The sequence below is a fragment of the Thalassospira profundimaris genome (assembly GCF_003326675.1).
GTDB lineage: Bacteria > Pseudomonadota > Alphaproteobacteria > Rhodospirillales > Thalassospiraceae > Thalassospira > Thalassospira aquimaris.
Genome location: NZ_JPWF01000014.1, coordinates 17,607 through 41,361 on the forward strand (window position 1 = coordinate 17,607; position 23,755 = coordinate 41,361).

Annotated in this window: 21 protein-coding genes; 6 read left to right on the forward strand and 15 right to left on the reverse strand. The window is 54.6% G+C overall.

Annotation, left to right across the window (positions count from 1 at the left end):
- The 4 genes from TH19_RS17775 (at position 1) to TH19_RS17790 (ending at position 6,491) form a co-directional block, all read left to right on the forward strand.
- The gene (locus TH19_RS17775) at positions 1–1,599 is read left to right on the forward strand and encodes a gamma-glutamyltransferase family protein (protein WP_114103711.1); all 1,599 of its coding nucleotides are present in this window, start codon (positions 1–3) and stop codon (positions 1,597–1,599) included.
- Between the two features lie 378 nt (positions 1,600–1,977).
- A complete protein-coding gene (locus TH19_RS17780; protein ID WP_258548027.1) occupies positions 1,978–3,717 on the forward strand; it encodes a glucan biosynthesis protein in 1,740 nt (579 codons plus the stop codon).
- 57 nt (positions 3,718–3,774) lie between these two features.
- Positions 3,775–5,853 carry a glucans biosynthesis glucosyltransferase MdoH gene (gene mdoH / locus TH19_RS17785; RefSeq protein WP_258548028.1) on the forward strand — a complete coding sequence of 693 codons (2,079 nt, stop codon included), beginning with the start codon at positions 3,775–3,777 and terminating at the stop codon, positions 5,851–5,853.
- Positions 5,854–6,011: 158 nt separating this feature from the next.
- On the forward strand, positions 6,012–6,491 hold the full coding sequence (locus TH19_RS17790; protein WP_114103713.1) for a hypothetical protein: 480 nt from the start codon (positions 6,012–6,014) through the stop codon (positions 6,489–6,491).
- 253 nt (positions 6,492–6,744) lie between these two features.
- On the opposite strand, the gene TH19_RS17795 is transcribed toward TH19_RS17790, so the two are convergent.
- The 15 genes from TH19_RS17795 to TH19_RS22805 all read right to left on the reverse strand — a co-directional run bounded on the left by TH19_RS17795 (position 6,745) and on the right by TH19_RS22805 (position 21,650).
- Positions 6,745–7,638 (reverse strand): SDR family oxidoreductase, encoded by an 894-nt coding sequence (locus TH19_RS17795; protein WP_114103714.1) that lies wholly within the window; start codon positions 7,636–7,638, stop codon positions 6,745–6,747.
- A 23-nt stretch (positions 7,639–7,661) separates the two neighbouring features.
- Complete coding sequence (locus TH19_RS17800; protein ID WP_114103715.1) at positions 7,662–8,468, reverse strand: enoyl-CoA hydratase/isomerase family protein; 807 nt, start codon at positions 8,466–8,468, stop codon at positions 7,662–7,664.
- Positions 8,469–8,512: 44 nt separating this feature from the next.
- On the reverse strand, positions 8,513–9,058 hold the full coding sequence (locus tag TH19_RS17805; protein ID WP_114103716.1) for a thioesterase family protein: 546 nt from the start codon (positions 9,056–9,058) through the stop codon (positions 8,513–8,515).
- Positions 9,059–9,113: 55 nt separating this feature from the next.
- Entirely contained in the window at positions 9,114–10,898 is a 1,785-nt protein-coding gene (locus tag TH19_RS17810; RefSeq protein WP_114103717.1) for an acyl-CoA dehydrogenase C-terminal domain-containing protein, read from the reverse strand.
- A 22-nt stretch (positions 10,899–10,920) separates the two neighbouring features.
- Positions 10,921–13,245 carry a 3-hydroxyacyl-CoA dehydrogenase/enoyl-CoA hydratase family protein gene (locus TH19_RS17815; protein WP_114103718.1) on the reverse strand — a complete coding sequence of 775 codons (2,325 nt, stop codon included), beginning with the start codon at positions 13,243–13,245 and terminating at the stop codon, positions 10,921–10,923.
- Positions 13,245–14,381, reverse strand: a complete 1,137-nt coding sequence (locus TH19_RS17820) for a thiolase family protein (RefSeq protein WP_114103719.1) — start codon at positions 14,379–14,381, stop codon at positions 13,245–13,247. The genes TH19_RS17815 and TH19_RS17820 overlap by 1 nt, the downstream gene beginning before the upstream one ends.
- Positions 14,382–14,426: 45 nt before the next feature.
- A complete protein-coding gene (locus TH19_RS17825; protein ID WP_114103720.1) occupies positions 14,427–14,831 on the reverse strand; it encodes a MerR family transcriptional regulator in 405 nt (134 codons plus the stop codon).
- Between the two features lie 105 nt (positions 14,832–14,936).
- Positions 14,937–16,628 (reverse strand): long-chain-fatty-acid--CoA ligase, encoded by a 1,692-nt coding sequence (locus tag TH19_RS17830; RefSeq protein WP_114103792.1) that lies wholly within the window; start codon positions 16,626–16,628, stop codon positions 14,937–14,939.
- Positions 16,629–16,725: 97 nt separating this feature from the next.
- On the reverse strand, positions 16,726–18,036 hold the full coding sequence (locus tag TH19_RS17835; RefSeq protein ID WP_114103721.1) for an OmpP1/FadL family transporter: 1,311 nt from the start codon (positions 18,034–18,036) through the stop codon (positions 16,726–16,728).
- 53 nt (positions 18,037–18,089) lie between these two features.
- Positions 18,090–18,758, reverse strand: coding sequence for a DUF6134 family protein (locus tag TH19_RS17840; RefSeq protein ID WP_114103722.1), 669 nt, complete (start codon positions 18,756–18,758; stop codon positions 18,090–18,092).
- Between the two features lie 33 nt (positions 18,759–18,791).
- Positions 18,792–19,088, reverse strand: coding sequence for an SCP2 sterol-binding domain-containing protein (locus tag TH19_RS17845; protein ID WP_114103723.1), 297 nt, complete (start codon positions 19,086–19,088; stop codon positions 18,792–18,794).
- A 233-nt stretch (positions 19,089–19,321) separates the two neighbouring features.
- On the reverse strand, positions 19,322–19,918 hold the full coding sequence (locus TH19_RS17850; RefSeq protein ID WP_114103724.1) for an RT0821/Lpp0805 family surface protein: 597 nt from the start codon (positions 19,916–19,918) through the stop codon (positions 19,322–19,324).
- A complete protein-coding gene (locus TH19_RS17855; RefSeq protein ID WP_114103725.1) occupies positions 19,915–20,148 on the reverse strand; it encodes a hypothetical protein in 234 nt (77 codons plus the stop codon). The genes TH19_RS17850 and TH19_RS17855 overlap by 4 nt, the downstream gene beginning before the upstream one ends.
- A 199-nt stretch (positions 20,149–20,347) precedes the next feature.
- Positions 20,348–21,517: a beta-aspartyl-peptidase gene (gene iadA / locus TH19_RS17860; RefSeq protein ID WP_114103726.1), complete on the reverse strand. Its 1,170-nt coding sequence runs from the start codon at positions 21,515–21,517 to the stop codon at positions 20,348–20,350.
- Positions 21,501–21,650, reverse strand: a complete 150-nt coding sequence (locus tag TH19_RS22805; protein WP_181846467.1) for a hypothetical protein — start codon at positions 21,648–21,650, stop codon at positions 21,501–21,503. The genes iadA and TH19_RS22805 overlap by 17 nt, the downstream gene beginning before the upstream one ends.
- 27 nt (positions 21,651–21,677) lie before the next feature.
- Between TH19_RS22805 and TH19_RS17865 the strand changes: the two genes are divergently transcribed.
- Together TH19_RS17865 and TH19_RS17870 are read left to right on the forward strand one after the other, a co-directional pair.
- Positions 21,678–22,313 carry a LysE family translocator gene (locus TH19_RS17865; protein WP_114103727.1) on the forward strand — a complete coding sequence of 212 codons (636 nt, stop codon included), beginning with the start codon at positions 21,678–21,680 and terminating at the stop codon, positions 22,311–22,313.
- A gap of 94 nt (positions 22,314–22,407) precedes the next feature.
- Positions 22,408–23,637: a CynX/NimT family MFS transporter gene (locus TH19_RS17870; RefSeq protein WP_114103728.1), complete on the forward strand. Its 1,230-nt coding sequence runs from the start codon at positions 22,408–22,410 to the stop codon at positions 23,635–23,637.
- Positions 23,638–23,755 lie beyond the last annotated feature (118 nt).

Here is a 23,755-nt window from a genome sequence, read left to right on the forward strand (position 1 = left end):
ATGAAACTTCGTCACGACGCGCTTTATGCCTCACGCCGTTCGCCGGTGCTGGCGCGTAACATGGTGTCCACGTCCCAGCCGCTTGCGGCACAGGCGGGCTTGCGCATGTTGCTGGCGGGCGGCAATGCCGCCGATGCGGCACTGGCTTCGGCGATTGCCCTTACCGTGGTTGAACCGACCGGCAACGGTCTTGGTTCGGATGCCTATGCCATCATCTGGGATGGCAAGGAACTGCATGGTCTGAATGCATCCGGGCGTGCGCCAGCCGCCTGGAACCCGGAACGTTTCGCCGGTTCGGACAAAATGCCACAGCGTGGCTGGGAATCCGTGACCACGCCGGGCGCGGTTTCCGCATGGCAGGAAATTTCCACCAAGTTCGGCAAACTGCCATTCGAGAAGCTGTTTGAACCGGCCATCGAATATGCAACGCGCGGATTTGCTGTTTCGCCGATCATCGCGACCCTTTGGGAAAAGGGCGGTGATCTGTTGTGCAAGCAACCGGGCTTTGCCGAGGCATTCTTGCCCGGCGGAAAGGCACCCAAGGCGGGCGAGCTGTTTGTGAACAAGGCTGCTGCCGAAAGCCTGATCGACATTGCCGAGACCAAGGGTGAAAGCTTCTATCGTGGTAAGCTTGCATCCAAAATTGCGGCCTTTGCCCGCGAAAACGGTGCGGTCCTATCCGAAGAGGACCTTGGCAATCACAAGGCCGATTGGGTCGGTACGATTTCACAGGCCTTTGGCAAGGTGAAGCTGCATGAAATTCCGCCAAACGGGCAGGGGATTTCGGCGCTGATCGCGCTTGGCATTTTGCGCCATACCAATATCACCGATTATGAGCCGGACTCAGCCGAGGCCCTTCATCTTGAAATCGAAGCGATGAAACTGGCCTTTGCCGATATGCGGGCCTATGTCGCCGATCTGGATTACATGACCGATGTTACGGTCGAACATCTGTTGTCCGACGACTATCTGAAATCCCGTGCGGCACTGATTGATGCCAACAAGGCACAGGATTTCAAGGCAGGTGCGCCCAAACATGGCGGGACGGTTTATGTGACCGCGGCCGATGAAAGCGGCATGATGGTGTCCTTCATCCAGTCGAACTATATGGGCTTTGGGTCTGGTGTTGTTGTGCCGGGGACCTCGATCAGTCTGCAAAACCGTGGTCACGGTTTCAGTCTTAAAGAAGGGCATCCGAACCTTGTCAAAGGTGGCAAACGTCCATTCCAGACCATCATTCCGGCCTTTTTGATGAGCGATACCGGCAACCCGATCATGAGCTTTGGCGTCATGGGCGGCCCAATGCAGGCACAGGGGCATTTGCAAATGACCCTGCGGACCCAGCTTTGGGGCCAGGACCCGCAAACCGCGGTTGATGCGCCGCGCTGGCAGGCCCTTTCCGGGCTTGAGGTTGCCGTGGAATCCTCGGTCGGGAGCGATGTGATTGACGCGCTGAAAGCCAAGGGCCATGCCATCAAGGTTGAAGCACCGGACAGCACCAATTTCGGTTTCGGTGGTGCGCAGCTTATTGCCAAAACGGATGCCGGATATGTTGCCGGGTCCGATCCGCGCAAAGATGGTTGTGCCGTCGGCTACTGATTACAGAACAGATTTTCGGATCGGCATTCGCAGTCATCTGAAAACAGGGTCGGCCCAGAAATGGGCCGGCCTTTTTCTTTGCGGCCCTGTTACGGAGTCAGGCCAAAGGATGCCTTTGGATTTCCGGCAAGTGTCAAGATGGAAATCACCGCATTTCAGGGGGATAGCCCATGCAAAAATGGCGCTTCGTCATGCGCATGACCGGGTATAGAGCATGTTATCAAGGCACATGGCGTGATCGGGTTTTGCGGATTCTTTCCCTGATGGCGACACATTCCTGCCCTGTTTTTTGTGCACAAGCACAATCAACAATCCGAAAAAATCCAATGGTTGGTAGCGTATACAGGTATGACGCAACATAATTCCCGGCATTCAGCAATGTCCGTAAAGCATGTTCTTCTGGTCGCAATCGCGACCGGAACCATTCTTTTTGGTGCGCCGATCGCAACGATGGCACAGACCAGCGATCCTGCGGCAGTAAAATCCGACGCAACTGAAACTGCGACCGATCCGGCAGCCCAAGCACCATCTGAACCGGCAACACCGGCCGTAACGTCCGAGACAACAACACCCCAAACCCAAGAGGATGTTGATGCAGGCGACGTGGCACCTGTTAGCTCAGACGAAGAAAAATCAGCAGACGCAGCCAAAACGGCTGTGAGTGCGCCTGTGATGTTTGATCCGGCGATGGTGATTGATCGGGCGCGCAATCTGGCACAGGCCCCGTTTGAAAATCCGCATCGTGAACTGCCGGAAGCATTGGCAAATCTTGGCACGGATGAATACGAACAGATCCGGTTCAAATCCCAGCGTGCCTTCTTTAACCCGGATAATTCCGACTTTTCGCTCGAACTGTTTCATCCGGGCAACATGTATGACGTTCCGGTCGCGATCAATCTGGTCCGCGACGGCGAAATACAGGTTATTCCGTTTTCCGCCGGTCTGTTTGATTTTGGCAAGACCGGCCTGTCGGCCAATGATTTCTCGACACAGGGCTATGCCGGTTTCCGGTTGCGCTATCCGCTGTCGAATGTCGGCAGCAGTGACGAGCTGACCCGTTTCCTTGGCGCATCCTATTTCCGTCTTCAGGGCGAAGGACAATCCATCGGTCAGATGGCCCGCGGTGTGGCGATTGATCTTGCCGGACCGACGGGTGAAGAAATTCCGGTCTTCAAGGAATTCTGGATTGTCGAGCCGCAAAAGGGCGATCAGACGATCACGGTTTATGGTTTGCTTGATAGCGAACGTGTGACCGGTGCCTTCCAGTTTGAAATCATGCCGGGCAACCGCAGTCAGGCCGATGTCAAAGCCAATCTGTTTTTCCGCGACGGTGTGGAAAAGATCGGCATTGCGCCGCTTAATGGCATGTTCCTGTTTGGTGAACAGCGTCGCCGTTCCTTTGACGATTATCGCGGCGAAGTGCATTCAAGTGACGGGCTTCTGATCAATAACGGGCGCGGCGAATGGCTGTGGCGTCCGCTTGATAACCCGGTTCATCTTCAAATGAGCTCTTTCCTTGATGAAAACCCGATTGGTTTCGGTCTTTTGCAGCGGGATCGCGATTTCGATCATTATCAGGATCTGGATCGCCGGTTTGACCGTCAGCCGGGCTATTGGGTCAAGCCCAAGGGCAACTGGGGCAAGGGCCATGTCGAGCTTGTGGAAATTCCAAGCCCGTCTGAAACCAATGACAATATCGTTGCCTATTGGGTGCCTGAAACCAAACCGGTTGCAGGCGGTGAAATGGAACTGGAATACAGCATTACCGCGACCCGCGATGGGGGTGGATTGCATGATCTGGCACAGGCGACCGATACCCGTTTGATGCGGATGGCGGCACAGGGTGATGATGCGGCGCGGACCCGGTTTGTCCTGAATTTCGCAGGCGGCGATCTGGATTACTTCATTCGTGACATCAAGAACCTTCGGGCGGATGTCAGTGCGTCGGATGGCACGATCGAAAATATCCGCGTGATGGCCGATCCGGAAAATGGTGGCGTGCGTGTGTTCTTTGATCTGATCAGTGACAGTGATGCGACATCAAGCAATCTGCGGGTGTTCCTTCTGCACAAGGACAAAGTGCTTAGTGAGACCTGGACGATGCCGTGGGTCTTCTGACCCCGGCCTTTATCCACGACTTCGACTTTTCTATTCGCGACATTCAGGTAAATGCAGATGAGTCAGATTTCTGACCATACCAACCAATACAATGACGAAACCCTGTATGACCCGACCGTCCGGTTACGCGGACCGGGTGTCGGACAGCGTCGTTTGTTTTTGTTCGGGGCGTCGATTGCGGCGACGGCATATGCTGCCTGGTTGATGACAGATGTGCTGGGTGCGGATCAACTCACCATCATGGAAATGGTGGTGGTGGCGTTCTTTACCATCAACTTTGCCTGGATTTCATTGTCGTTCTTTACCGGCATCGTCGGATTGATCCTGCGCGGGCTTAAACTTGACGCGATCACGTTAAAGCGCCTGAAGCCGATTGTGCGCAAAGGGGCGCTTCGGTCCAAAAACGTTGTGGTTATTCCGGTCTATAACGAAGACCCCAACCGTGTTTTTGCTGGTCTTCGGGCCAGCTATGAAAGCCTTGCCCAAACCGGCGAGCTTGATGCGTTTGATTTCTTTGTGCTTTCTGATACCCGCGATCCCGATATCTGGATTGCCGAGGAAATGGCATGGGCCAAGGCCTGCACGGATTTGAATGCACGCGGGAAAATCTTCTTCCGCCGTCGTCCGGAAAATACCGAGCGCAAATCGGGTAACCTGAAAGAATTCTGCGAAACCTATGCCGCCAATTACGATCACATGATCGTCTTTGATGCCGATAGTGTGATGTCGGGCGAGGCCATGGTGAATATGGCCTATCTGATGGAAAATAACCCGGATGCGGGCATCATTCAAAGTCCGCCGCAGCCAACCGGCCGCCAGACCCTGTTTGCGCGTATTTTGCAGTTTATCTCGCGCGTGCATGGTCCGACCATGTCGGCCGGTTTGTCATTCTGGTGCATGGGCAGTTCGAACTATTGGGGTCACAACGCGATCATTCGCACCAAGGCCTTTATTGAATGTTGCGGACTTCCGGTCCTGTCGGGCAAACCGCCGATGGGTGGCCATATCCTGAGCCACGATTTCGTCGAGGCCGCCTTTATGCGCAAGGCAGGTTGGCGTTGCTGGCTGATCCCGCAGCTTGAAGGCAGCTGGGAAGAATTGCCGCCGAACCTGATTGATTTTGCCATCCGTGACCGTCGCTGGTGTCAGGGCAATATGCAGCATGCACGCCTGATGGTCGCACCGGGTTTCAAGCCGCTAAGCCGTCTGCATTTCTTTATGGGCGTGATGAGCTTTGTGTCATCGCCGCTTTGGTTGCTTTTGCTGCTGAGTTCGACGATTGCGACCCTGCAGAATACCCAGCTGACCTATAGCTTCTTCCCCGGACACTTCACCATGTTTCCGCAATGGCCGGTTGACCGGTCGTTCGAGATGCTGGTGTTGCTGATCTTTACCATCGGGATGCTGGTTCTGCCGAAAATCATCTCGATCCTGATGGTCTGTCTGGGCCGTGACCGCAAGAAGTATGGCGGGGTCATGGTCCTCTTCAGCGGGTTGCTTGAAACACTTTATTCCGCCCTGCAGGCCCCGATCATGATGATGCTGCATTCGCAGTTCGTGTTTTCGGTTCTGACCGGTAATCAGGTCGGCTGGGATGCACAGGAACGTGATGACGCGGGTGTTCCGTTCAAGGCGGCGCTTAAAACCCACCGGACGATTATTGTGATTGGTCTGATCTGGGGCGCGATTGCGGTGTTTGTTGATACGGCATTCTTCTGGTGGCTGTCGCCGATTCTGGCCGGTTTGGTTCTGTCGCCCTGGCTGACCCATTATTCAAGCAGTCTGACCATTGGCAAGGCTGCGCGCCGGATGAAGCTTTTCCTGACACCCGAGGAATATGACAGCCCGGAAGAATTGCGTGCATTGACGCGCATTAATGCCGAGCTTGCCGACGGGGACGTCAAGGACGGGCTGATGCGTTTGATCGAAGACCCCTTTGCCAATGCCCTGCATTCGGCATTGCTTCCGGTTCGTAAGCCCGATGCACGCACGACAATCGAGATCGGTATCATCTATGAAAAACTGGCCCGGCTGGGGATCGAAAGCCTGACCAAGGATGAAAAGATCCTGATCCTGTCATGGCCGGTCAAACCGCTTGATCAGATCATGGCGGGGCGCGATGTCAGCGGGCCGTAATTTTTGGTGATTTCGATCTAACTTGTTGTTTTAAAATAATCTTGTGCGCCACAAAAACGCCCAGATTTAAGCAAATTATCCCGCGTTTTTTCGGCGATGCTTATTCTTAACGAAGCGTTAATAGCCGATGATCGTTTACCGCCCGGAGGGCCGAAGACATGACTGATATGACTGTTGCATCACAGGGTTTTTCCTATGCCGCATTTGAATCGGCGGCGATGACCCGTCTGATCGAAGATACGGCGCGTGCCTGGCTGCGGTCATTCGGTATGTCTGATGCACAGGCCCATCAGCGCATGGTCAACGCCCTGCGTGATGCGCTTGCAGCTGACAGCATCGCGACCCATGACCGGGCCAATATGCAGGATATTCTGGATCAAGCCGCCCATGACGCGATTGCCAGCTGGCTTGCACAGGTAACCGGGCAGCATGATTGCTATGGTTCGGCATCGTTTTCGATGTTGCGTTGTGCGTTTCTTTCGGCCAACCGTGACGGTATCTGGTCGAACTGCTTCCTTGATCAGGCTGGTGATCACCGTGATCTTGCCATCGCATTGTCGGTACAGATGATGTTGCCGACACCGGGTCTTAAGGCCTGTGAAATGCCGCGCCAAACATTAGAACGCCGGGCATCGTAACCCGGTTAATCCTTCGCCCGCGCTTTTTCATCTTATCCCTCAACGTTAATGCGTCTTTGCGAAGGTAGGCACCGCCAGAAATTTGGCGGTGTCTTTATGTGTGTGGCTTCGACTTTGCCAAAAAAGAACCCGCCACAAAGGGCGGGTTGAGTTCAGCGGGCGAGAGAGCCCGATTTGCCGTGTGGGTCATCCACGTGCGATAAATCAGGCTCCTACCAGACGCCGGGGCACACACTTCCCCGACGCCAAATCGTCAGGCTGCTGTGTGAAAGCGGCCCAGTTTCTCCAGAAGTCCTGCAACCTGCGGGTCGTTCTTTCCATTGCGATCAAGTTCAAGGAAGAAGTCCGGATAGGGCGCCTTGCCCGGTGTCAGGTTGTAGGGTTCGAAATCTGTAACGCCGATGGCTTCAAGGACTGACTCGTCGGTAAAGAAGCCGCCGGTAACCTCGCGCGCGGGCGCGGTCAGAATGGCATGCGCGGCATCGGCAATAATTTGCGGGGTACGTGCACGACCCTGTTCCAGACCGGGGATCATGTTAAGGGCTGCGGTTTCAATTACCGTGACTGGCCAAAGCGAGTTTACAGCAACCCCGTCATCGGCAAATTCGGCCGCAAGACCAAGGGTTACGAGACTCATGCCGTATTTCGAAATGGTATAGGCCGTGTGATTGGCAAACCATTGCGCAGACAGGTTGGGCGGTGGCGACATGGTCAGGATATGCGGGTTATCCGATTTCAAAAGATGCGGCAAACAGGCCTGCGCACAGACAAAAGTCGCGCGTGTATTGACCTGATGCATCAGATCAAACCGCTTCATCGGTGTTTGCAAAGTTGGTGTCAGATTGATCGCACTGGCATTGTTGATCAGGATATCAATGCCGCCAAATGTCTCGACCGTTTTGGCGACGGCCTCGGCAATCTGGTCTTCTTCGCGGATATCGGTCTTAAGGGCGAGTGCCTTGCCACCGGCTTCCTCGATCTCGGCCGCCGCGGAATGGATCGTGCCGGGAAGCTTGGGATGGGGTTCATCGGTCTTGGCGATGATGGCGACATTGGCGCCATCGCGTGCGGCGCGAAGGGCAATTTCCTTGCCGATGCCGCGCGATGCGCCGGTGATGAAAAGTGTCTTGCCTTTAAGAGTGGCCATAACGGTTCTTCCCTGAATTCTTTTTATGATTTGCCAAAGCGGGGGCTGCGTTTTTCGACAAAGGCCGTCACACCTTCGCGGAAATCGTCACTGACTGAACATTCGGCAAATGATTGTGCTTCGGCGGCAAGTTGCTGGTTCAGATCGGCCTCGGGTGCGGCGTTCAGCAATGCCTTGGTCCGGGCAATTGCGCCGCGCGGGCCGGATGCCAGGCGGGTTGCGTATTTTGCGGTGGCCGATGCCAGTTGATCGGCGGGCACGACCTTGTTGATCAGGCCGCAATCATGGGCCTCGTCGGCACCAAAACGGTCCCCGAACAGGGCAATTTCCTTGGCCTTTTTCATGCCGACCAACCGGGTTAGCGAATGGGTCGATCCGCCGTCGGGGGACGTTCCGATATGAATATAGGCCAGGGTGAAAACGGTTTCTTCGGCGGCAATGGCAAGGTCACAGGCATTCATCAGGCTGACGCCAAATCCGGCAACCGCACCTTCAAGCTTGGCAATGACCGGGCAGGGAAGGGCGGTCAGTCGCGTGATGATGTCATGTACGCGGTTGATCATGGTTTCAATCACCGGCCGGGCTTCGTCGGCGGGGGATTGCGTCATCTGATAAAAGAACTTCACATCGCCACCGGCCATGAAAGTGCCACCCGATCCTTCGATGATCACGGCACCGATATTGGCAATGTCGGCTTCGATCTTATCCAAGGCATCAGACATCCCGGCGATCATGGATTTATCAAGCGCATTCATCCGGTCTGGCCGGTTCAGCGTGATTGTCGCGATCTCGTCAGTGATATGCAGCAATACGGCGTCTTGTGACGTCATGTGAGTTCCTCCCGCGGGGTTTTCCGCTTTATTGGTCGCGTGCGTCAGATCGCAAGTCGGGCCTCGATCGCACTTTCCATATCCGGCCATCCCGAAAGCCAGTCCGGCATGGAGGGCGAATTTTGATCAGCCCCCACGCGGCGACAGACTTCCTCTGGCGGGATAATGCCGTCGGGGCCGACAAAGACGGCCTTTACGATGCCAAGTGCCAATGTCTTGTCTTTAAGTGTCTTGTCCCTGGCGACAAATCGTTGTTCCAGATAGAAACCCTTTTCGTCCCAATAAAGTGCCTGGGTTTCGAGCGAGAATTTCTGAAACGGCTTGATCGCGCGTTTGAACCGCATGGTGGTGCCCGAAACGACCGGTTGCCATTTGTGTTTGAACACCTGTTTGGCGATGCCGTTTCGAACAATCAGTTCGGTCCGTCCCAAATCCATCAAGGCGAAATAGCGCGAATTGGTCATATGGACATTGATATCAAGATCCAGTGGCCAGGCGCGAAAATGCAGGGTTGATGGATCAAGCGGATAAAGGCGGGGCCGCAACAATGACAGGATCACCACGCGGATCAGCCGGAAAATCAGGTTCACGACATTGCTCCGTCTTTTGCGGCGATCTGATGATGTGTGCGGCCCGTTGCCATGATCAGAACAGCTCCTCGTCCAGGGCCATCATCGTCGAGGAACCCGACATCATCTGACTGAACAGGGCACCTGATTGCGGCAGGATACGTTCCATATAGAACTTTGCCGTAATCAGCTTGGCCTTATAGAAGCCATCCGGATCGTCATCCTGCTTGGTCAGGGCAATCTCGGCCATGCGGGCCCACATGAAACCGACAGCGACCAGACCGAACAGACGCAGGAATTCGGTTGCGGCGGCACCGGCTTCGTCCGGGTTCTTCATGCCGCGCTGGGCCAGTTCACCCGTGGCCTGTTGCAGACGCATGAACGCCTTTGCCAGCGGTTGGACAAAGTCGCCAAGACCGTCTTTGGAGACATTGGCTTCGATATATTCCTGAACCGGGTGGAAGAAACGGCGAAGATAACGACCGGCCTTGGTCGGCATTTTACGACCGACAAGGTCAAGGGCCTGAATGCCGTTTGTGCCTTCATAAATCTGGGCGATACGGGCATCACGGACATACTGTTCCATGCCCCATTCACGGATGTAACCGTGACCGCCAAAGACCTGCACACCAAGGTTGGTGTTATCAAAGCCCCAATCGGTGAACAGTGCCTTGACGATCGGTGTCATCAACTGAACGAATTCGTCAGCTTCCTCGCGTTTGACCGGGTCGGCATGATGCTTGGCCGTATCAAGGGCGCGGGCAACCCACATGCCCATTGCCCGGCAACCTTCATTGGTGGCCTTGGCGGTCAGAAGCATACGGCGCACATCGGGATGAACGATGATGGAGTCCGCGGCATTGTCCGGGGATTTCGCACCCGTCAGGGCACGACCCTGAAGGCGATCCTTGGCATAGGCACGGGCCCCCTGATAGGCGGCTTCGCCAAGACCAAGTCCCTGAATACCGACCGACAGACGTTCCTGGTTCATCATGGTGAACATGGCGGGCATGCCCTGATGGGGTTCACCGACCAGATAGCCAATTGCGCCATCAAAGTTCATGACACAGGTGGCAGATGCCTTGATGCCCATCTTGTGTTCGATGGAACCGCATTTGACTGCATTGCGATCCCCCAGCGATCCATCGTCACCGACCATGAATTTCGGAACAAGGAACAGGGAAATACCCTTGGTGCCCTTGGGCGCATCGGGAAGCTTGGCCAGAACCAGATGGATGATGTTTTCGGTCAGGTCATGTTCACCCGCCGAGATGAAGATTTTCGTGCCGGTGATGGCATAGGACCCGTCACCTTGCGGATCAGCCTTGGTCTTGATGATGCCAAGATCGGTGCCGCAATGCGGTTCGGTCAGGCACATGGTCCCGGACCAGGTTCCTTCGACCATTTTCGGAAGATATTTGTCCTTAAGTTCGTCCGATGCATGGGCATGCATGGCAGCATAGGCGCCAAACGACAGGCCCGGATACATCCCGAATGACAGGTTGGTCGAACAAATCATTTCCTCGACCAGCGCATTGATCGATTTTGGTGCGCCCTGACCCCCATAGACAGGATCACACGCAATGCCGGTCCAGCCGCCTTCGGCGAAGGTTTGGTAGGCTTCCTTGAAACCTTTCGGTGTCGTAACGACCCCGTCATCCCAGGTGCAGCCTTCCTCGTCGCCCGAACGGTTGATCGGGAACAGGATTTCTTCGCAAACCTTGGCGGCTTCTTCGAGAACGGCGTCAACCACGTCCGGGGTGAAATCCTCGCAACCGGGCAACTGGTTGATATCGTCGTAATCAAACAGCTCGGTCAGGACGAAGCGCATGTCGCGCAGGGGTGCTTTATATTCAGCCATTATATGTTTCCTCCTGGACCGGTTAGTTGCGCAACGGCTTGCCGGTGAACAGCATATGTTCAACCCGGGCCATGGTGCCTTCGTTGCGGACCAGACGCATGAAGCCTTCGCGTTCCAGTTCGAGAATATCGTCTTCGGAAAGTTCCTCGGTCACGTCGGTGTCACCACCGGCCAGAACCTTGGCCAGCTCGCCGGCGACAACGCGGTCATAGTCGGTTGCCTTGCCAAGACGGTGGAACCCGTCAACGGCCATTTCAAAGGCAACCCGGGCTGCTTCGCCCGGAAGGCGATAGGTAAATTCCTCGGGCGCTTCGTAGCCATCGACCATCGAAAGTGCTCGTTCCTTGGCATCGGCCAGCAAACGGTTGCGGTTCATGGTGATGCCGTCACTTTCGCGGAAGAACAGGTTTTCCTTGGCTTCCATGGCCGATTTGGCAACGGTTGCGACCGAGATGATCTCGAACGCCTTGGCACTCGGGGCCATCGGACCTTTGACGAATTTCGGATTTTCCGCCCAGCGACGGATCATTTCCTTACATCCGCCCCAGGCCGGGATCAGACCAACACCGGGTTCGACAAGCCCGATATAGGTTTCCCCATGGGCCTGAACCGCATCGCAGTGAAGCAGAACTTCACAGCCGCCACCAAGGGCAAGGCCGCTTGGTGCGCCAACAACCGGGAATGGCGAATATTTCAGCGCCTTGTAGGTTTCCTGACCGGTTTCAACAAGGTTCTCGATTTCCGGCCATGCGGCGATATTGGCAGCAAACAGTGCCAGACCAAGGTTCGCACCCGCCGAGAAATTGCTGGCTTCGTTATAGATCACCATCGCCTTGAACTGCTTTTTCACAGTCCGGATCGATGTCTTGATCGCGCCAAGAACGTCCGCATCAAGAGCATTCATCTTGGTATGGAATTCAAGACAGGCAACACCATCGCCAATATCCCAAAGCGATGCGGCACGGTTGCCGGCAACCGGTTCGGATTTGCGCTTGATATCTTCAAGCAGCAGAACGCCATCCGGACGGGCGATCTTGGCGTAGCTGCCTTCAAAGCCAAGGAAATAAAGATCGCCATCTTCGACCTTGTAGAACGACTTTCCGGCTGCCTTTTGCAGCAGTGCCGGGACTTCAACGCCATCTTCTTCGAGCATCGAAATCAGGGCATCAACGCCAATGGCATCAATCAGCTCAAACGGACCGGTTTTCCATGCATAGCCAAGCTTCATCGCGTCATCGACATCGGTGATGGAGTTTGCCGCGGACTCTGCAATGAAGGCAGCGTAGGCAAGGGTTTTGGCCATCACAGCGCGGCCATATTGACCACCCTTGTCAGAGGCCTCCATCATCTTGCGCGGGTCTTTGCCAGCCGCCTTGACGCTACCTAGGCGGGCCTTTTCGGATTTGGAAAATTCACCTGTTTGCAGATCAACAGATTCCTTGATCTTTTCACCGCCTTCGCGGTTCAGGCGATAGAACCCGCCCTTGCCCTTGCGGCCGGTATAGCCATCGGCGATCAGTTTGGAAACCAGTTCGCTTTCGCGGTAAATGGCATGGAACGGATCGGATTTGTCGAGAAGTCCTGCCATGCTTGATTGCACATGGGGCATCAGATCAAGACCAACCAGATCCATCAGGCCAAAGACGCCGGTTTTGGGAATACCAAACGGGCGGCCAATGACACTGTCGGCTTCTTCGACGGTCAGTTTGCGGTCTATGGCTTCGACCATGGCGACCTGAATCCAGTAGACACCCAGACGGTTGGCAATAAAGCCCGGCTCGTCATGGCAGGTGACACAGGTCTTGCCGAGTTTGCGGTCAGCAAAATCGGCGACCATGTCGATCACACCATCACGGGTCGCACCCGATCCGACCAATTCCAGCAAACGCATATAGCGCGGCGGGTTAAAGAAGTGGGTGATGATAAAGTCTTTGGCAAAACTGTCATCCATGCCGCCAATCAGGGTGGCAAGCGGAATGGTCGAGGTGTTGGATGACACGACCGAGCCCTTGGCGCGGACGGCATCAATCTTGCGATACAGATCCTGCTTGATATCAAGGCGTTCGATGACGGCCTCGATGATCCAGTCACATTTGGCGATTTTATCAAGGTCATCCTCGATATTACCGCATGTGATCAGCTTGGCGACCCGTTTGGACATGAACGGGGCCGGATCGGTTTTCAGCATTTTCGCAACTGCGCCCTCGGCAACCGCATTGCGGTTTTTCGCGCCTTCGGGAACGATATCAAGCAACAGGACAGGTGTCCCGGAATTGGCGATATGGGCGGCGATCCCCGCGCCCATCACACCGGCGCCGATTACGGCGACCTGTTTGATGGTGGTCATTACATCGCCTCCAGAATGGTCGCGATCCCCTGACCCCCGCCGATGCATTGCGAAGCCAGCGCATATTTGCCGCCGTCACGTTTCAGGATGCTTGCCGCCTTGCCGACGATACGCGCACCGGTCGCCCCCAGCGGGTGGCCGATTGCCAGTGCACCGCCATCAATATTGACCTTGGCAACATCAAGGCCGAGATCGGAAATGCTTGCCAGTGCTTGCGACGAAAAGGCCTCGTTCAGTTCGGTAACGTCGATATCTGCCGAAGTAAGGCCCGCACGTGCCAGCGCCTTTTTCGATGCACCCACCGGGCCAATCCCCATGATTTCCGGAAGGCAACCGTCAACCGCAACCGATTTGATACGGGCAAGCGGCGTCAGGCCGTTTTTGGCAGCAAATTCTTCGGAACATACCAGAACCGCGGACGCACCATCGGTCAGCGGCGAAGAAGTGCCAGCAGTGACAACGCCATCGGCCTTGAAGGCCGGTTTCAGATCAGCCAGACCTTCGGCAGTGGTTTCACCACGAATGCAGCCATCTTCGGAAACAATGCCATCCTTGGTCTGGATCGGAATGATTTCATCGACAAACTTGCCCGCGGCCTGCGCGTTTGCCGCGCGCTTGTGGCTTTCGACTGCAAAAGCTTCCTGATCAGCGCGGCTAAGGCCGTATTTGGCAGCAACGTTTTCCGCTGTATCGCCCATGCCCATATAGGCTTCGGGCATGGCTTTATAAAGTACCGGGTTCGGAAGCGGGTTAAAGCCCATCATCGGGACGCGGGTCATGCTTTCAACGCCAGCACAGATGAATGCTTCACCGGCACCAATGGCAATTGCGCCAGCCGCCTGATGGATTGACTGCATGGATGATCCGCAGAAACGGTTGACCGTAACACCGGCGACCGAGCGCGGAAGACCTGCGATAAACGTCACCAGACGGGCAACGTTGAAACCCTGCTCGCCTTCGGGGAAGGCACAGCCAAGAATAAGGTCCTCAATGGCATTGGGATCAATACCGGTCTTTTCGACCAGACCTTTTACGACCTGTGCCGCCAGGTCATCGGGACGAACCTTGGCAAGGGCCCCTTTGCGGGCCGGGGTAAAGGGCGACCGGACATATCCGGCAATAACGGCGTTGGTCATGGCTATGTCTTCCTTCCTGAGCTGTCATCGACTTCGGAAATTTCGTTACGATTCCGGGTCGATTCCTTTTTCTTCAAGCGCATCAATCGATTGTTGTTCGATGTCGCGTAATTCATCCAGCGTGACGTCCAGTGCTTGGCGTTGGTCTTCCAGATCGGAAATCCGTTCCCGGACGCGCCCAAGCAGCATCTTGATCTGTTCTGCCTGTGTCGGGTCGGCACCATAGAGATCCAGATAATCTGCAATCTCGTTCAGGCTGAACCCCAGACGCTTGCCACGCAGAATGATCAGCAGTTTTGCGCGGTCCTGGCGGGTATAGATGCGGGTGGCACCTGCACGCTGCGGATTCACAAGGCCTTTTTGCTCGTAAAACCGGATGGTGCGCGGTGTAATTCCCAAATCCTTCGCCAGTTCGGGAACGGTATAAAACCGGTCGTCAAGTTTGGTCATCTTTCGCCCCTTATCGTATATATTTTTATCTTAACGTCAATTAGTTTACGTTAACGTCACTTGGATTTTTTCCGTTGTGTGTGATGTGACGTTAACGCATTGGATCTATGACGCTTTTTCTTCTCTCTTCAGTCTTTCTTCCTCGACCAGTTCCTTTTTCGACAGCTTGCCGACCATGGTCTTGGGGAGTTCTTCACGAATTTCAATTTCGCGCGGCATCTCGATTCTTGAAATCTTGTCGTCCAGAAATGCCCGAAGATCTTCGGGGGTAATGCCGGTGATCCCATCTTTAAGGCGTACAAAGGCCTTGGGCGCCTGGCCGCGATATTGATCGGGCACGCCGATGCAGGTCACTTCAGCAATCTGTTCATGCAGATAAAGGGCTTCTTCAATGGCCCGTGGATAGACATTGTATCCGCTGCATAGAATGACATCCTTCAGGCGGTCGACAAGGAAAGTATATCCCTGTTCATCCTGATAGCCGACATCCCCGGTGCGCAGCCAACCATCAATAAAAGTCTCGCTAGTGGCCGTATCGTTCTGCCAGTAACCGGGCATGACTTGCGGTCCGCGAATACAGACCTCGCCCTTCTCGCCAAGCGGTACGGTCTGTTCCGGGTTGGCAAGGGAACGGATTTCGATTTCGGTCCCGGGCATCGGAAGCCCGATTGAACCTTCCTTGTTCACGCCCTTGACCGGGTTGCAGGTGCAAACCGGACTGGCTTCAGACAAACCGTATCCTTCAACTACCTTTGACCCGGTGATTTCTTCAAAGCGGTGTTTGACTTCAACCGGAAGCGGCGCGCCCCCGGAAATACAGCACCGGATATGCGACAGATCGTGTTTCGGGGTCTCGGGCGAGTTGTTGATCGCCGTGTAAATGGTCGGGACACCCGGGAAGATCGTGGCTTTCTTTTTCTCAAGCGATTTCAAAAGCGCGTCGAGTTCAAAGCGGGGGTGAAGCACCAGTTCCGCGCCGAGATTGATCGAGGTGTTCAGTGCCACGGTCATCGCGAAAACGTGGAAAAACGGCAAAACGCACAGGGTGACTTCATGACCCGGATTGGCATCGGGCATCCAGCGGGTCAACTGATCGACATTGGCGCTCAGATTGGCATGCGTCAGCATCGCGCCCTTGGGTCGGCCAGTGGTGCCACCGGTATATTGCAGAACCGCCAAATCGGTAACGTCGATATCAACCACTGTTTCCATCGGCTTGCATTCAATCACCCGGTCATAGGGGATGTGGCGCAAATCGCTCGGAACCTCGGCCAGTTCGCTGCGCTTGAACAGGGAAAACAGGACGCTTTTGACCGGGGGTAGGATGTCGCTCATTTCGCAAACAACAATCCGCCGCAGGCAGGTTTCATCCAGACAGGCCGCGACCTTGGGATAGATCTGTTTAAGGTTCAGCGTCACCATCAGGCGACAGCCGGAATCCTCGATCTGATAGGCAATTTCGCGTTTGGCATAAAGCGGGTTGAAATTCACAACCACGCCGCCGCATTTCAGGATCGCGTAATAACAGACGACATAATAGGGCGTATTTGGAAGGCAAAGCCCGACCTTGTCACCCTTGCGCACGCCAAGCTGTTTGAATCCCTCGGCGGCGCGATCAACCTGATCAGCAATGGTTTTATAATCAAAAATCCGCCCCAGAAAATCCAGGCATGGCCGCAGCGGAAAGCGCGCAGCCGCGGTTTCAAAAATTTCGTGGACCGGACGGGCATGGATCGGGGTGCTGACATCCACGCCGTTGATCAGTGTAGGAACTTCTTGAACGTTTACTTTGTTCACTTGCGTTAACTCCATTACGTTAACGTCACTTTGCGGGCAAAAAAAAGCGGCCCGGTCGGGGTGGCAATGACCACCCCGCACCGATGATTATAGCAGATCAGAACTTGAAATTCGCCTGCAGAGCGATGATGTCGACTTTCGCGTCATAGTCGGCGGCGTAGTTGCCCAGTGCAGCCGAGGTATGATCGACACGTGCCGATTGCGCGAAGATGTGAGTATATCCAAGACTTACATCGACCCAGTCGGCAACCTTGTAACTTGTTCCGAGTGATACCCAGTAACGGTCAGAGTCCGGCAGGCGAACGTTCCGGTTACGGGTTTTGATCGGTGTTTCGTCATAGGCAAGGCCACCGGTGAAGGACAGGTTTTCATCATATTGATAACGTGCACCCAAGGCGCCAAACCATGAGCTGCCCCAGTTATAATATTCCGTGGTACTGCTGCTGGTGGCGAGGTTGCTGTTGATCAGGCCGTCATAGTTAAAGACAAGTTCACTGATTGAATTCCAGTTGGTCCACTGAACATCACCCATCAATGTCCACTGATCATTAAGGTCGTGGGACATACCAAATGCGATGGCTTCTGGTGTGGTGATTTTGGCGGTGGCATTTCGATCCGTATATGGCGTCAACAGGCCCTTGGCAGCGCTGTCAAACTTGATGGTGCCTTCAAGTTTGTGCTCGACTTCCGAGTTATAGGACAGACCAAGGCGCGTCGCATCGGTCAGTTCCCAATTCAGACCAGCCGTCCAGCCGAAGCCAACATCATCGCCCTTCAGGGATGAATTGCCTTCTGTCTTTGCGCCTGCAAGCGAAGCAACTGCTTTGTCCAGACGTGCTTCGAAACGCTGGATCTGCGGACCAGCGCCGATGCTCAGGCCGTTGTCAAACCGGTATGCGATGACAGGCTTGATATTGACCGTCTGGATTTTGGATGTCGTTCCAAAGAAGCGGCCGCCAAAATCGGAATCGTTATCGGTAACAAGGCCCCAGGGGGAGGTGATCGATACGCCGAGATTGATGTTTTCGTTCAGCTTCCAAACGGCATGGGCATTCGGTACTGCCGCATCCTGTGCCATGTCTTTGTAGCCACCGCCGGTCTGGGCAATGGTCGTCCGAGAGCCATCGGTTGCAAGGGTATTGGTAGCTTTTGCGACCGGGCGAATAACGGTGATACCGGCGCTATAGGTCGTTTCTTTGTACTGGCCGACCGTGCCCGGGTTATAGGACATGGTTGATGCATCAGTTGACAGGGTGGTCATGCCGGCAAAGCTTGAACCTTGCAGCGTGCCACTGGTCTCGCGGACCTGGAAACCGGATGCATGTGCGGTGCCCATTGTGGCCAAGGCACAGAGGATTGCACTTCCCGATACTGCCCCCCAGAGGCAGCTCTTATTGAGCTTAGACATTTGTTTCTCCCTTAATCTTAAACGCTTCAAATTCGCAATTCGAAACGCCCGCTTTATTTTTGAAGGGTCATCGCATCAACTCGGATGAAGTCGATGTCGTAACCCTTTCGTTTGAAGCTTGTTTTCAGCAGCTTATTGTCGGTGCCATACCAAAGGTCACGTTGGACATCGCCCGACATGATGTAATGGGTCGCCGGTGTTTCCCGGTTTTCGATCCTTACATTTTCCGTGCCGACCTTTTCGATTTTCACCGCATAGGGTTCGGCATTGATGACGCTATAAAGGTCGGTCTTGGTTGTGATGTCTTCAAGCCACAAAGTCAGTGGCCATGCACCATCACAGGCTTCGCGTTTGCCAACACCTTTGCCGGCAAGCTGATAGCAATCAGCAGCATAGCTTGCCTGCCAGTTATAGTGTGTGCCGTCATCATTGGTCGTGGTTTCAACTGCCACCAGCTTGTTGCCGTGCCATTGTTCGGTGCGCTGGTGGTCGTAGTGAAATTTCAGGAACAGCACCCTGACATCGGTCAGGGTATCAACCGTGACAGTTCGACCAGTCGCGGTTGGCGTGATCACGACTTTCTCGTAGCCGATCGGTTCCCCGTCCTTGAGAACACGGAAATTCAGGGTTTCTTGCGCCGACGCCAAAGACGGGACGGCAGAAAGGGCAAGAATGCCTGTGATCAGGCCCGATATGGTGCGTTTCCAGGTGCGTTGCCGCATGTTTCCCCCGTAAAACAGATCGTTTCAGCACTGTCAGTCCAGCATGGAGGACAGTTTTGCCGCAATTCCCATGGATCCCTTGATCTTCAGTTTGCCCAAAGTGAAGGCAAGCATCGGGTCAAGTTTTCCGGCGATCAGTTTTTCGAGGTTGGCTTTCTTGATCTTAAGAACGCAATCCGCATCCGAAAGATCGTCATCACTGATGACCGGTTCGTCACCGGTTGCATCAACAACGATATGTCCGTCATCGCCGCAATCAAAGGCGACAATGGCATTAAGACCGCGCAGCTGCGGCAGCTTTTGTTTTACGGTTTCGAGGATTTCATCCACGAACGCCTCCCTCATTCAGAAGTTATTTTTTTATGATTGTTGTCTGACTGTAATACAAAGTGACGTTAACGTAAATCAAATTACGAATAGGGTATATTAGGCGCAATTAAGTTATTGATTTCGGCTGTAATTAAGGAAGGACTTAGGTCGAAATCCCGCATGAAAAAGCCCGGCAATGCCGGGCTTTTGGACGGGGCTATTTCCCGCAAGATCAAATGTGAAGCTTGTCCCGACTAGGAGACGATTTTCCATGAACCGTCAGGTTGGCGGCAGGCCGTGCCATAGGTTTCCGCCTGTTTTCCGCCAATATCTGCGGTTGCACTATATTCGCGGCAATAGGTGCCGTTGGCATTTTCCCAGCTACGTGTCGGGACAACGTTGTAGCTGGTGCCCGAATCGGGATTAAGCCAGCGCACAGAACGTCCATCCGGTACGTTTTGCAACGTATATCCGGTGCAGGCCCGATCACTTTGATCAAGGCTCTGACCGATATTGTAGCCGCCCAGCATCCCAAGAATGGCACCACCGATGATTGCAGCCGTACGGCCGTCGCCTTTGCCAATGGTAGAGCCCAGGGCCGCGCCTGACCCGGCACCAACCAATGCGCCGATCATGTCGCGGTTACATTGCAGAAAGCTGCCATTGGAGACGAACATGTCATTGCGGTACTGTTTTTTGTACCTGTGCTTGTCGCCATGGCGATCATGCTGCTTTGCGCGGTATCCATGGGCCGGGGCCCAGGGCGGTGGATCGGCTTTGGCCGGTGTGGCAATGCCGATTGGGGCCGCAAGACTGAGTGCTGCGGCAAACAGGATCAATTTGCGCATCATTTTCTTGCCTGCTCGTTTTCGTGCATGATGTAACCGGCACCTGTGCCAATGGCACCACCAATCACGGCGCCACAGGTAACGCATCCACCGGTAATGACGGTGCCAACGACACCAACACCGGTGCCGATTGCAGCACCGCTCAGCATTTTCTGATTACGGTCGTTCAATCCGCTACAAGCTGAAAGCCCTAATGCGCTTGCAACGGCCAGGATTATGGCTGTCTGTCGCATCTCTCGTGTCCTTTCCATTATTTTGGCACAGGTCGTTCTTCTGCCTGCGTCTTCGGAAAGTCTGACGGCAAATTACGAGAGAGGTGGGGCCGTATTTAGGATTAATTCGGGCAGTTGTGACCATAAAAAGGCACCAAATCCCTCGTTCCAGAGCCGGTTTGGTGCCTTTAATGCGTCTATGGTGCTGAAAAGTCGGTTTTTATGCCTCAAATGTGCCTTTGATCAGACGTTCCTTACCAATCATTGCCGGTTTTCCCCGTGCAATGACCGTTTCAGGGGTTAGTACATCGTCAAGAACAACGATATCGGCATCATATCCGGCTTTAAGTTTGCCCTTAAAACCACCAAGTCCCAGCATTCTTGCCGGATTGACCGTGATCGGGGCCAAGGCAGTGGCGATATCAAGCTTTTCGCGTTCGACAAGATCGGCAAATTCACGGGGAACGGTGTCAAAACCGGCTACGGTCAAACCGATCATATTGCCCTTGGTATCAAAATCGGGAAGCGATCCATTGCCGTCCGATGTCATGGAAATGCGATCAAGCGGCACACCATCGGCCAGGCATTCGGCAATGCCGGTTGATGTTTTAACCGACCCGGCGGGGGTGTCTTCGGCATCAATGCCGGTGGTGAAATCGATATTGCCGCCGCGTTTTGCCCAGTCTTTGGCTGCATCAAGCAGGGCGCGTTTGCGGTTCACATGGGTCGGGATAAACTGGCCAATCGGAATTTCGGTGTTTTCAATCACGCCAATCAGCGGATCAAAATGTCCGTCGCCGTCGCCAAGATGAACAACAACCGACCCGACCTTGCCCGATGTCATGCCACCAATGCGCGACTGGGACGCGATGCGGGCAAGTTCGTCAACCGTGCTTTGGCTGCTGCGATGGTCGGAAATGGCGGTCTTAAGGCCGATACAGGCATCAAGAAACGTTACATCGTCGCCGATATTGCCCGTCAGGGTCGGGGATGGAACGCGGTAGCCCCCTGTAAAGAACCATGCCGAAATGCCCTCGGTGCGAAGGGCTTTGGTTTTGGCATAAAGCGATGCGATATGGCGGGTGGCAGCATCGGTGCCAAGCAATCCGCAAATCGATGTGATGCCTGCCTCAATCAGGTTGCCAATTGCCACTTCCGGGGTGCGGGTCGCAAATCCACCTTCACCGCCACCACCAATCAGATGCGCATGGCCATCAATAAAGCCCGGAACGGTGGTCTTGCCCTGAAGATCAATAATTTTGATTTCGGCAGGAACCGAAACCACCAGATCAGGGGCAATGGCGATAATTTTCTCGCCACAGATCAGGATATCATTGATGCCAAGCGGGGTCGGGGCGAACAGGTTGGCGTTTTTAAGCAGCAGAAACATCTTGGAAAACCATCACTTGCAGGAAGTTATCTTTAAATGCGGGGTGGCGCAGGCCGCTATCATAGCGGGACTTCATTTCCGTTGAAACGGTTCTGGCAAGCAGATAGCTTTGCAGCAAAACAAGGCGGGACATTAGCCCGCGCCACCAAAAGGAAACGTCATGAGCTTTGCCGCCTGGTTGTCTGTGGCAACCATTTGCGTACTCGGCGCTATGACGCCGGGCCCCAGTCTGGCTGTTGTGTTGCGTTATTCTGTCGGGCATTCCCGGCAGGCGGGGTTTGCCTGTGCACTGGCCCATGGTTTGGGCATCGGGTTTTATGCCGTGATCACAATGACGGGTCTTGGCATTCTGTTTCAGACCGTGCCGGTCTTTCATAATGCGGTTAGCATTCTGGGTGCGGTTTATCTGATCTGGCTTGCGATCAAGGCATGGCGAGCCGCGGGATCAGGAACGAAATTCAATGTGGAAGCAGGCGGTGCGGTGGCCGGGTCTCTCGGGCAGGCGGCCCGTGACGGCTTTATGATTGCCTTCCTGAACCCCAAGATTGCCTTGTTCTTCCTTGCTTTGTTCAGCCAGTTTGTGTCGCCCGAATTTGAATGGAGCGGCAAGTTCCTGTTGGCCTTTACGGCCGCCGCGATTGATGCCGCTTGGTATTGCCTGGTCGCAATTGGTCTGTCGCATGGGGCGGTTTTGCCATGGTTGCGTGATCATTCCGCATGGATTGAGCGGATCATCGCCGTGCTGTTTGTTCTTGTTGCCCTTCGGGTTCTTTGGGGTTTAACCGCCATTGCCTGAGCTGGCCTTGATACGTTAAGTGCCTCCTTTCTTTCTGATCGTGCCACCATCACGACGTAACACGGATCATGTTTGATCCAGACGGAGTTTTCCGATGACGGATAATACTGCCCCCCAAACCGATCCGGCCAATGATGCCGGACGCGGATTTAATCGCCTTGGTGCGCATATCGGGTTTTTGCTGGCCATTCTGCTTTTGGCGGCGAATATGCGTGGCAGTATTGTCGGACTTGGCCCGTTGGCCGAGATTATCGGCACCGATTTGTCCTTGTCAGGAACCCAGCTTGGTCTTTTGACCACTTTGCCGGTTCTGAGCTTTGGGGTTCTGTCGATCTTTGCCCCGCGTCTGGGCCAGAAGTTCGGTCTTGAAGCGACCCTGATGACGATGTTGCTGTTTATCGCCCTTGGTCAGGGGCTTCGTGCAAGTGGTGCCTATGACATCATGGTGATCGGCACCATCATTCTGGGGGCTGCCATTGCCGTGATGAATGTTCTGACACCATCGCTGGTGCGGCGCAGTTTCCCGACCCATGTGGCCTTTGTTACCGCCCTTTATACCTTTACCATGTCCAGTGGCGCGACGATTGCGGCATTCATTTCTATTCCGATACGAAATGCTGCAGACGGCGATTGGCGCTGGTCGCTGGGCGTTTGGGCGGTGTTTGCCGCCGTCGCCTTTGTTTGCTGGTTGCCGATGCTGCGATATCGCCACAAGGCCCCTGCACCGGCGACGACGGCCAAGATTTCGCTTTGGAAAAACGTCGAGGCCTGGTGGCTTGCCCTGTTCTTTGGCTGTCAGTCCCTGATGTTTTACACAGGGGTTGCCTGGCTTGCGAAGGTCTTCATTGATCACGGAATTACCGAGGCCGAGGCCGCAACACTTCTGTCGATCTTTAACGTGTTTGGCATTCCGGCGGCCTTTGCGGCACCACTGATCTATTCAAAAATTGCCAATAAGAAACTGGCAATGTTGGTGCTTCATATCCCGCTGATCATTGCCATTCCGGGCTTTGTGTTTGCCACCACCGAGTTTCCCTATGTTTGGGCTGTGTGCCTTGGTCTGGGGCAGGGCAGCATGATCAGCATCGCCTTGACACTGGTGGGTATGCGCGGGGCGGATCCGCAAACCTCGGCACGTCTTTCCGGGATGGCGCAATCGGTCGGATATCTGTTTGCCGCCATTGGTCCGGTTTTGTTTGGTGCCCTTCATGATCTTTTGAACGACTGGCAGGTCGCGCTTTATTTCCTGTTTGTCGTGGTCGCGGTTCAGCTGGTGGCATCGATGCGCGCCGGTTCATCGGAAAAGATCGGTGTCAGCAGCTAGGTAGCATGCACTGACCCGCCATCAGGTCAGTATCCTTATGCAGAAGGCCACGTTTCCATTGCGGGAATGTGGCCTTTTTCACATAAAGCGGCTGTTGATGGCCTGCTTTCCTGTTCTG

What these genes read in the sequence shown, in the direction of transcription:
- TH19_RS17780 (WP_258548027.1), top strand. Translation starts at nt 1,978, where the DNA reads ATGTCCGTAAAGCATGTTCTTCTGGTCGCAATCGCGACCGGAACCATT.
- TH19_RS17850 (WP_114103724.1), bottom strand. Translation starts at nt 19,918, where the DNA reads ATGATGCGCAAATTGATCCTGTTTGCCGCAGCACTCAGTCTTGCGGCC.
- TH19_RS17815 (WP_114103718.1), bottom strand. Translation starts at nt 13,245, where the DNA reads ATGACCACCATCAAACAGGTCGCCGTAATCGGCGCCGGTGTGATGGGC.
- TH19_RS17790 (WP_114103713.1), top strand. Translation starts at nt 6,012, where the DNA reads ATGACTGATATGACTGTTGCATCACAGGGTTTTTCCTATGCCGCATTT.
- TH19_RS17825 (WP_114103720.1), bottom strand. Translation starts at nt 14,831, where the DNA reads ATGACCAAACTTGACGACCGGTTTTATACCGTTCCCGAACTGGCGAAG.
- TH19_RS17820 (WP_114103719.1), bottom strand. Translation starts at nt 14,381, where the DNA reads ATGACCAACGCCGTTATTGCCGGATATGTCCGGTCGCCCTTTACCCCG.
- mdoH (WP_258548028.1), top strand. Translation starts at nt 3,775, where the DNA reads ATGAGTCAGATTTCTGACCATACCAACCAATACAATGACGAAACCCTG.
- TH19_RS17870 (WP_114103728.1), top strand. Translation starts at nt 22,408, where the DNA reads ATGACGGATAATACTGCCCCCCAAACCGATCCGGCCAATGATGCCGGA.
- TH19_RS22805 (WP_181846467.1), bottom strand. Translation starts at nt 21,650, where the DNA reads ATGTCCCGCCTTGTTTTGCTGCAAAGCTATCTGCTTGCCAGAACCGTT.
- TH19_RS17865 (WP_114103727.1), top strand. Translation starts at nt 21,678, where the DNA reads ATGAGCTTTGCCGCCTGGTTGTCTGTGGCAACCATTTGCGTACTCGGC.
- TH19_RS17800 (WP_114103715.1), bottom strand. Translation starts at nt 8,468, where the DNA reads ATGACGTCACAAGACGCCGTATTGCTGCATATCACTGACGAGATCGCG.
- TH19_RS17775 (WP_114103711.1), top strand. Translation starts at nt 1, where the DNA reads ATGAAACTTCGTCACGACGCGCTTTATGCCTCACGCCGTTCGCCGGTG.
- TH19_RS17810 (WP_114103717.1), bottom strand. Translation starts at nt 10,898, where the DNA reads ATGGCTGAATATAAAGCACCCCTGCGCGACATGCGCTTCGTCCTGACC.
- iadA (WP_114103726.1), bottom strand. Translation starts at nt 21,517, where the DNA reads ATGTTTCTGCTGCTTAAAAACGCCAACCTGTTCGCCCCGACCCCGCTT.
- TH19_RS17795 (WP_114103714.1), bottom strand. Translation starts at nt 7,638, where the DNA reads ATGGCCACTCTTAAAGGCAAGACACTTTTCATCACCGGCGCATCGCGC.
- TH19_RS17840 (WP_114103722.1), bottom strand. Translation starts at nt 18,758, where the DNA reads ATGCGGCAACGCACCTGGAAACGCACCATATCGGGCCTGATCACAGGC.
- TH19_RS17835 (WP_114103721.1), bottom strand. Translation starts at nt 18,036, where the DNA reads ATGTCTAAGCTCAATAAGAGCTGCCTCTGGGGGGCAGTATCGGGAAGT.
- TH19_RS17855 (WP_114103725.1), bottom strand. Translation starts at nt 20,148, where the DNA reads ATGCGACAGACAGCCATAATCCTGGCCGTTGCAAGCGCATTAGGGCTT.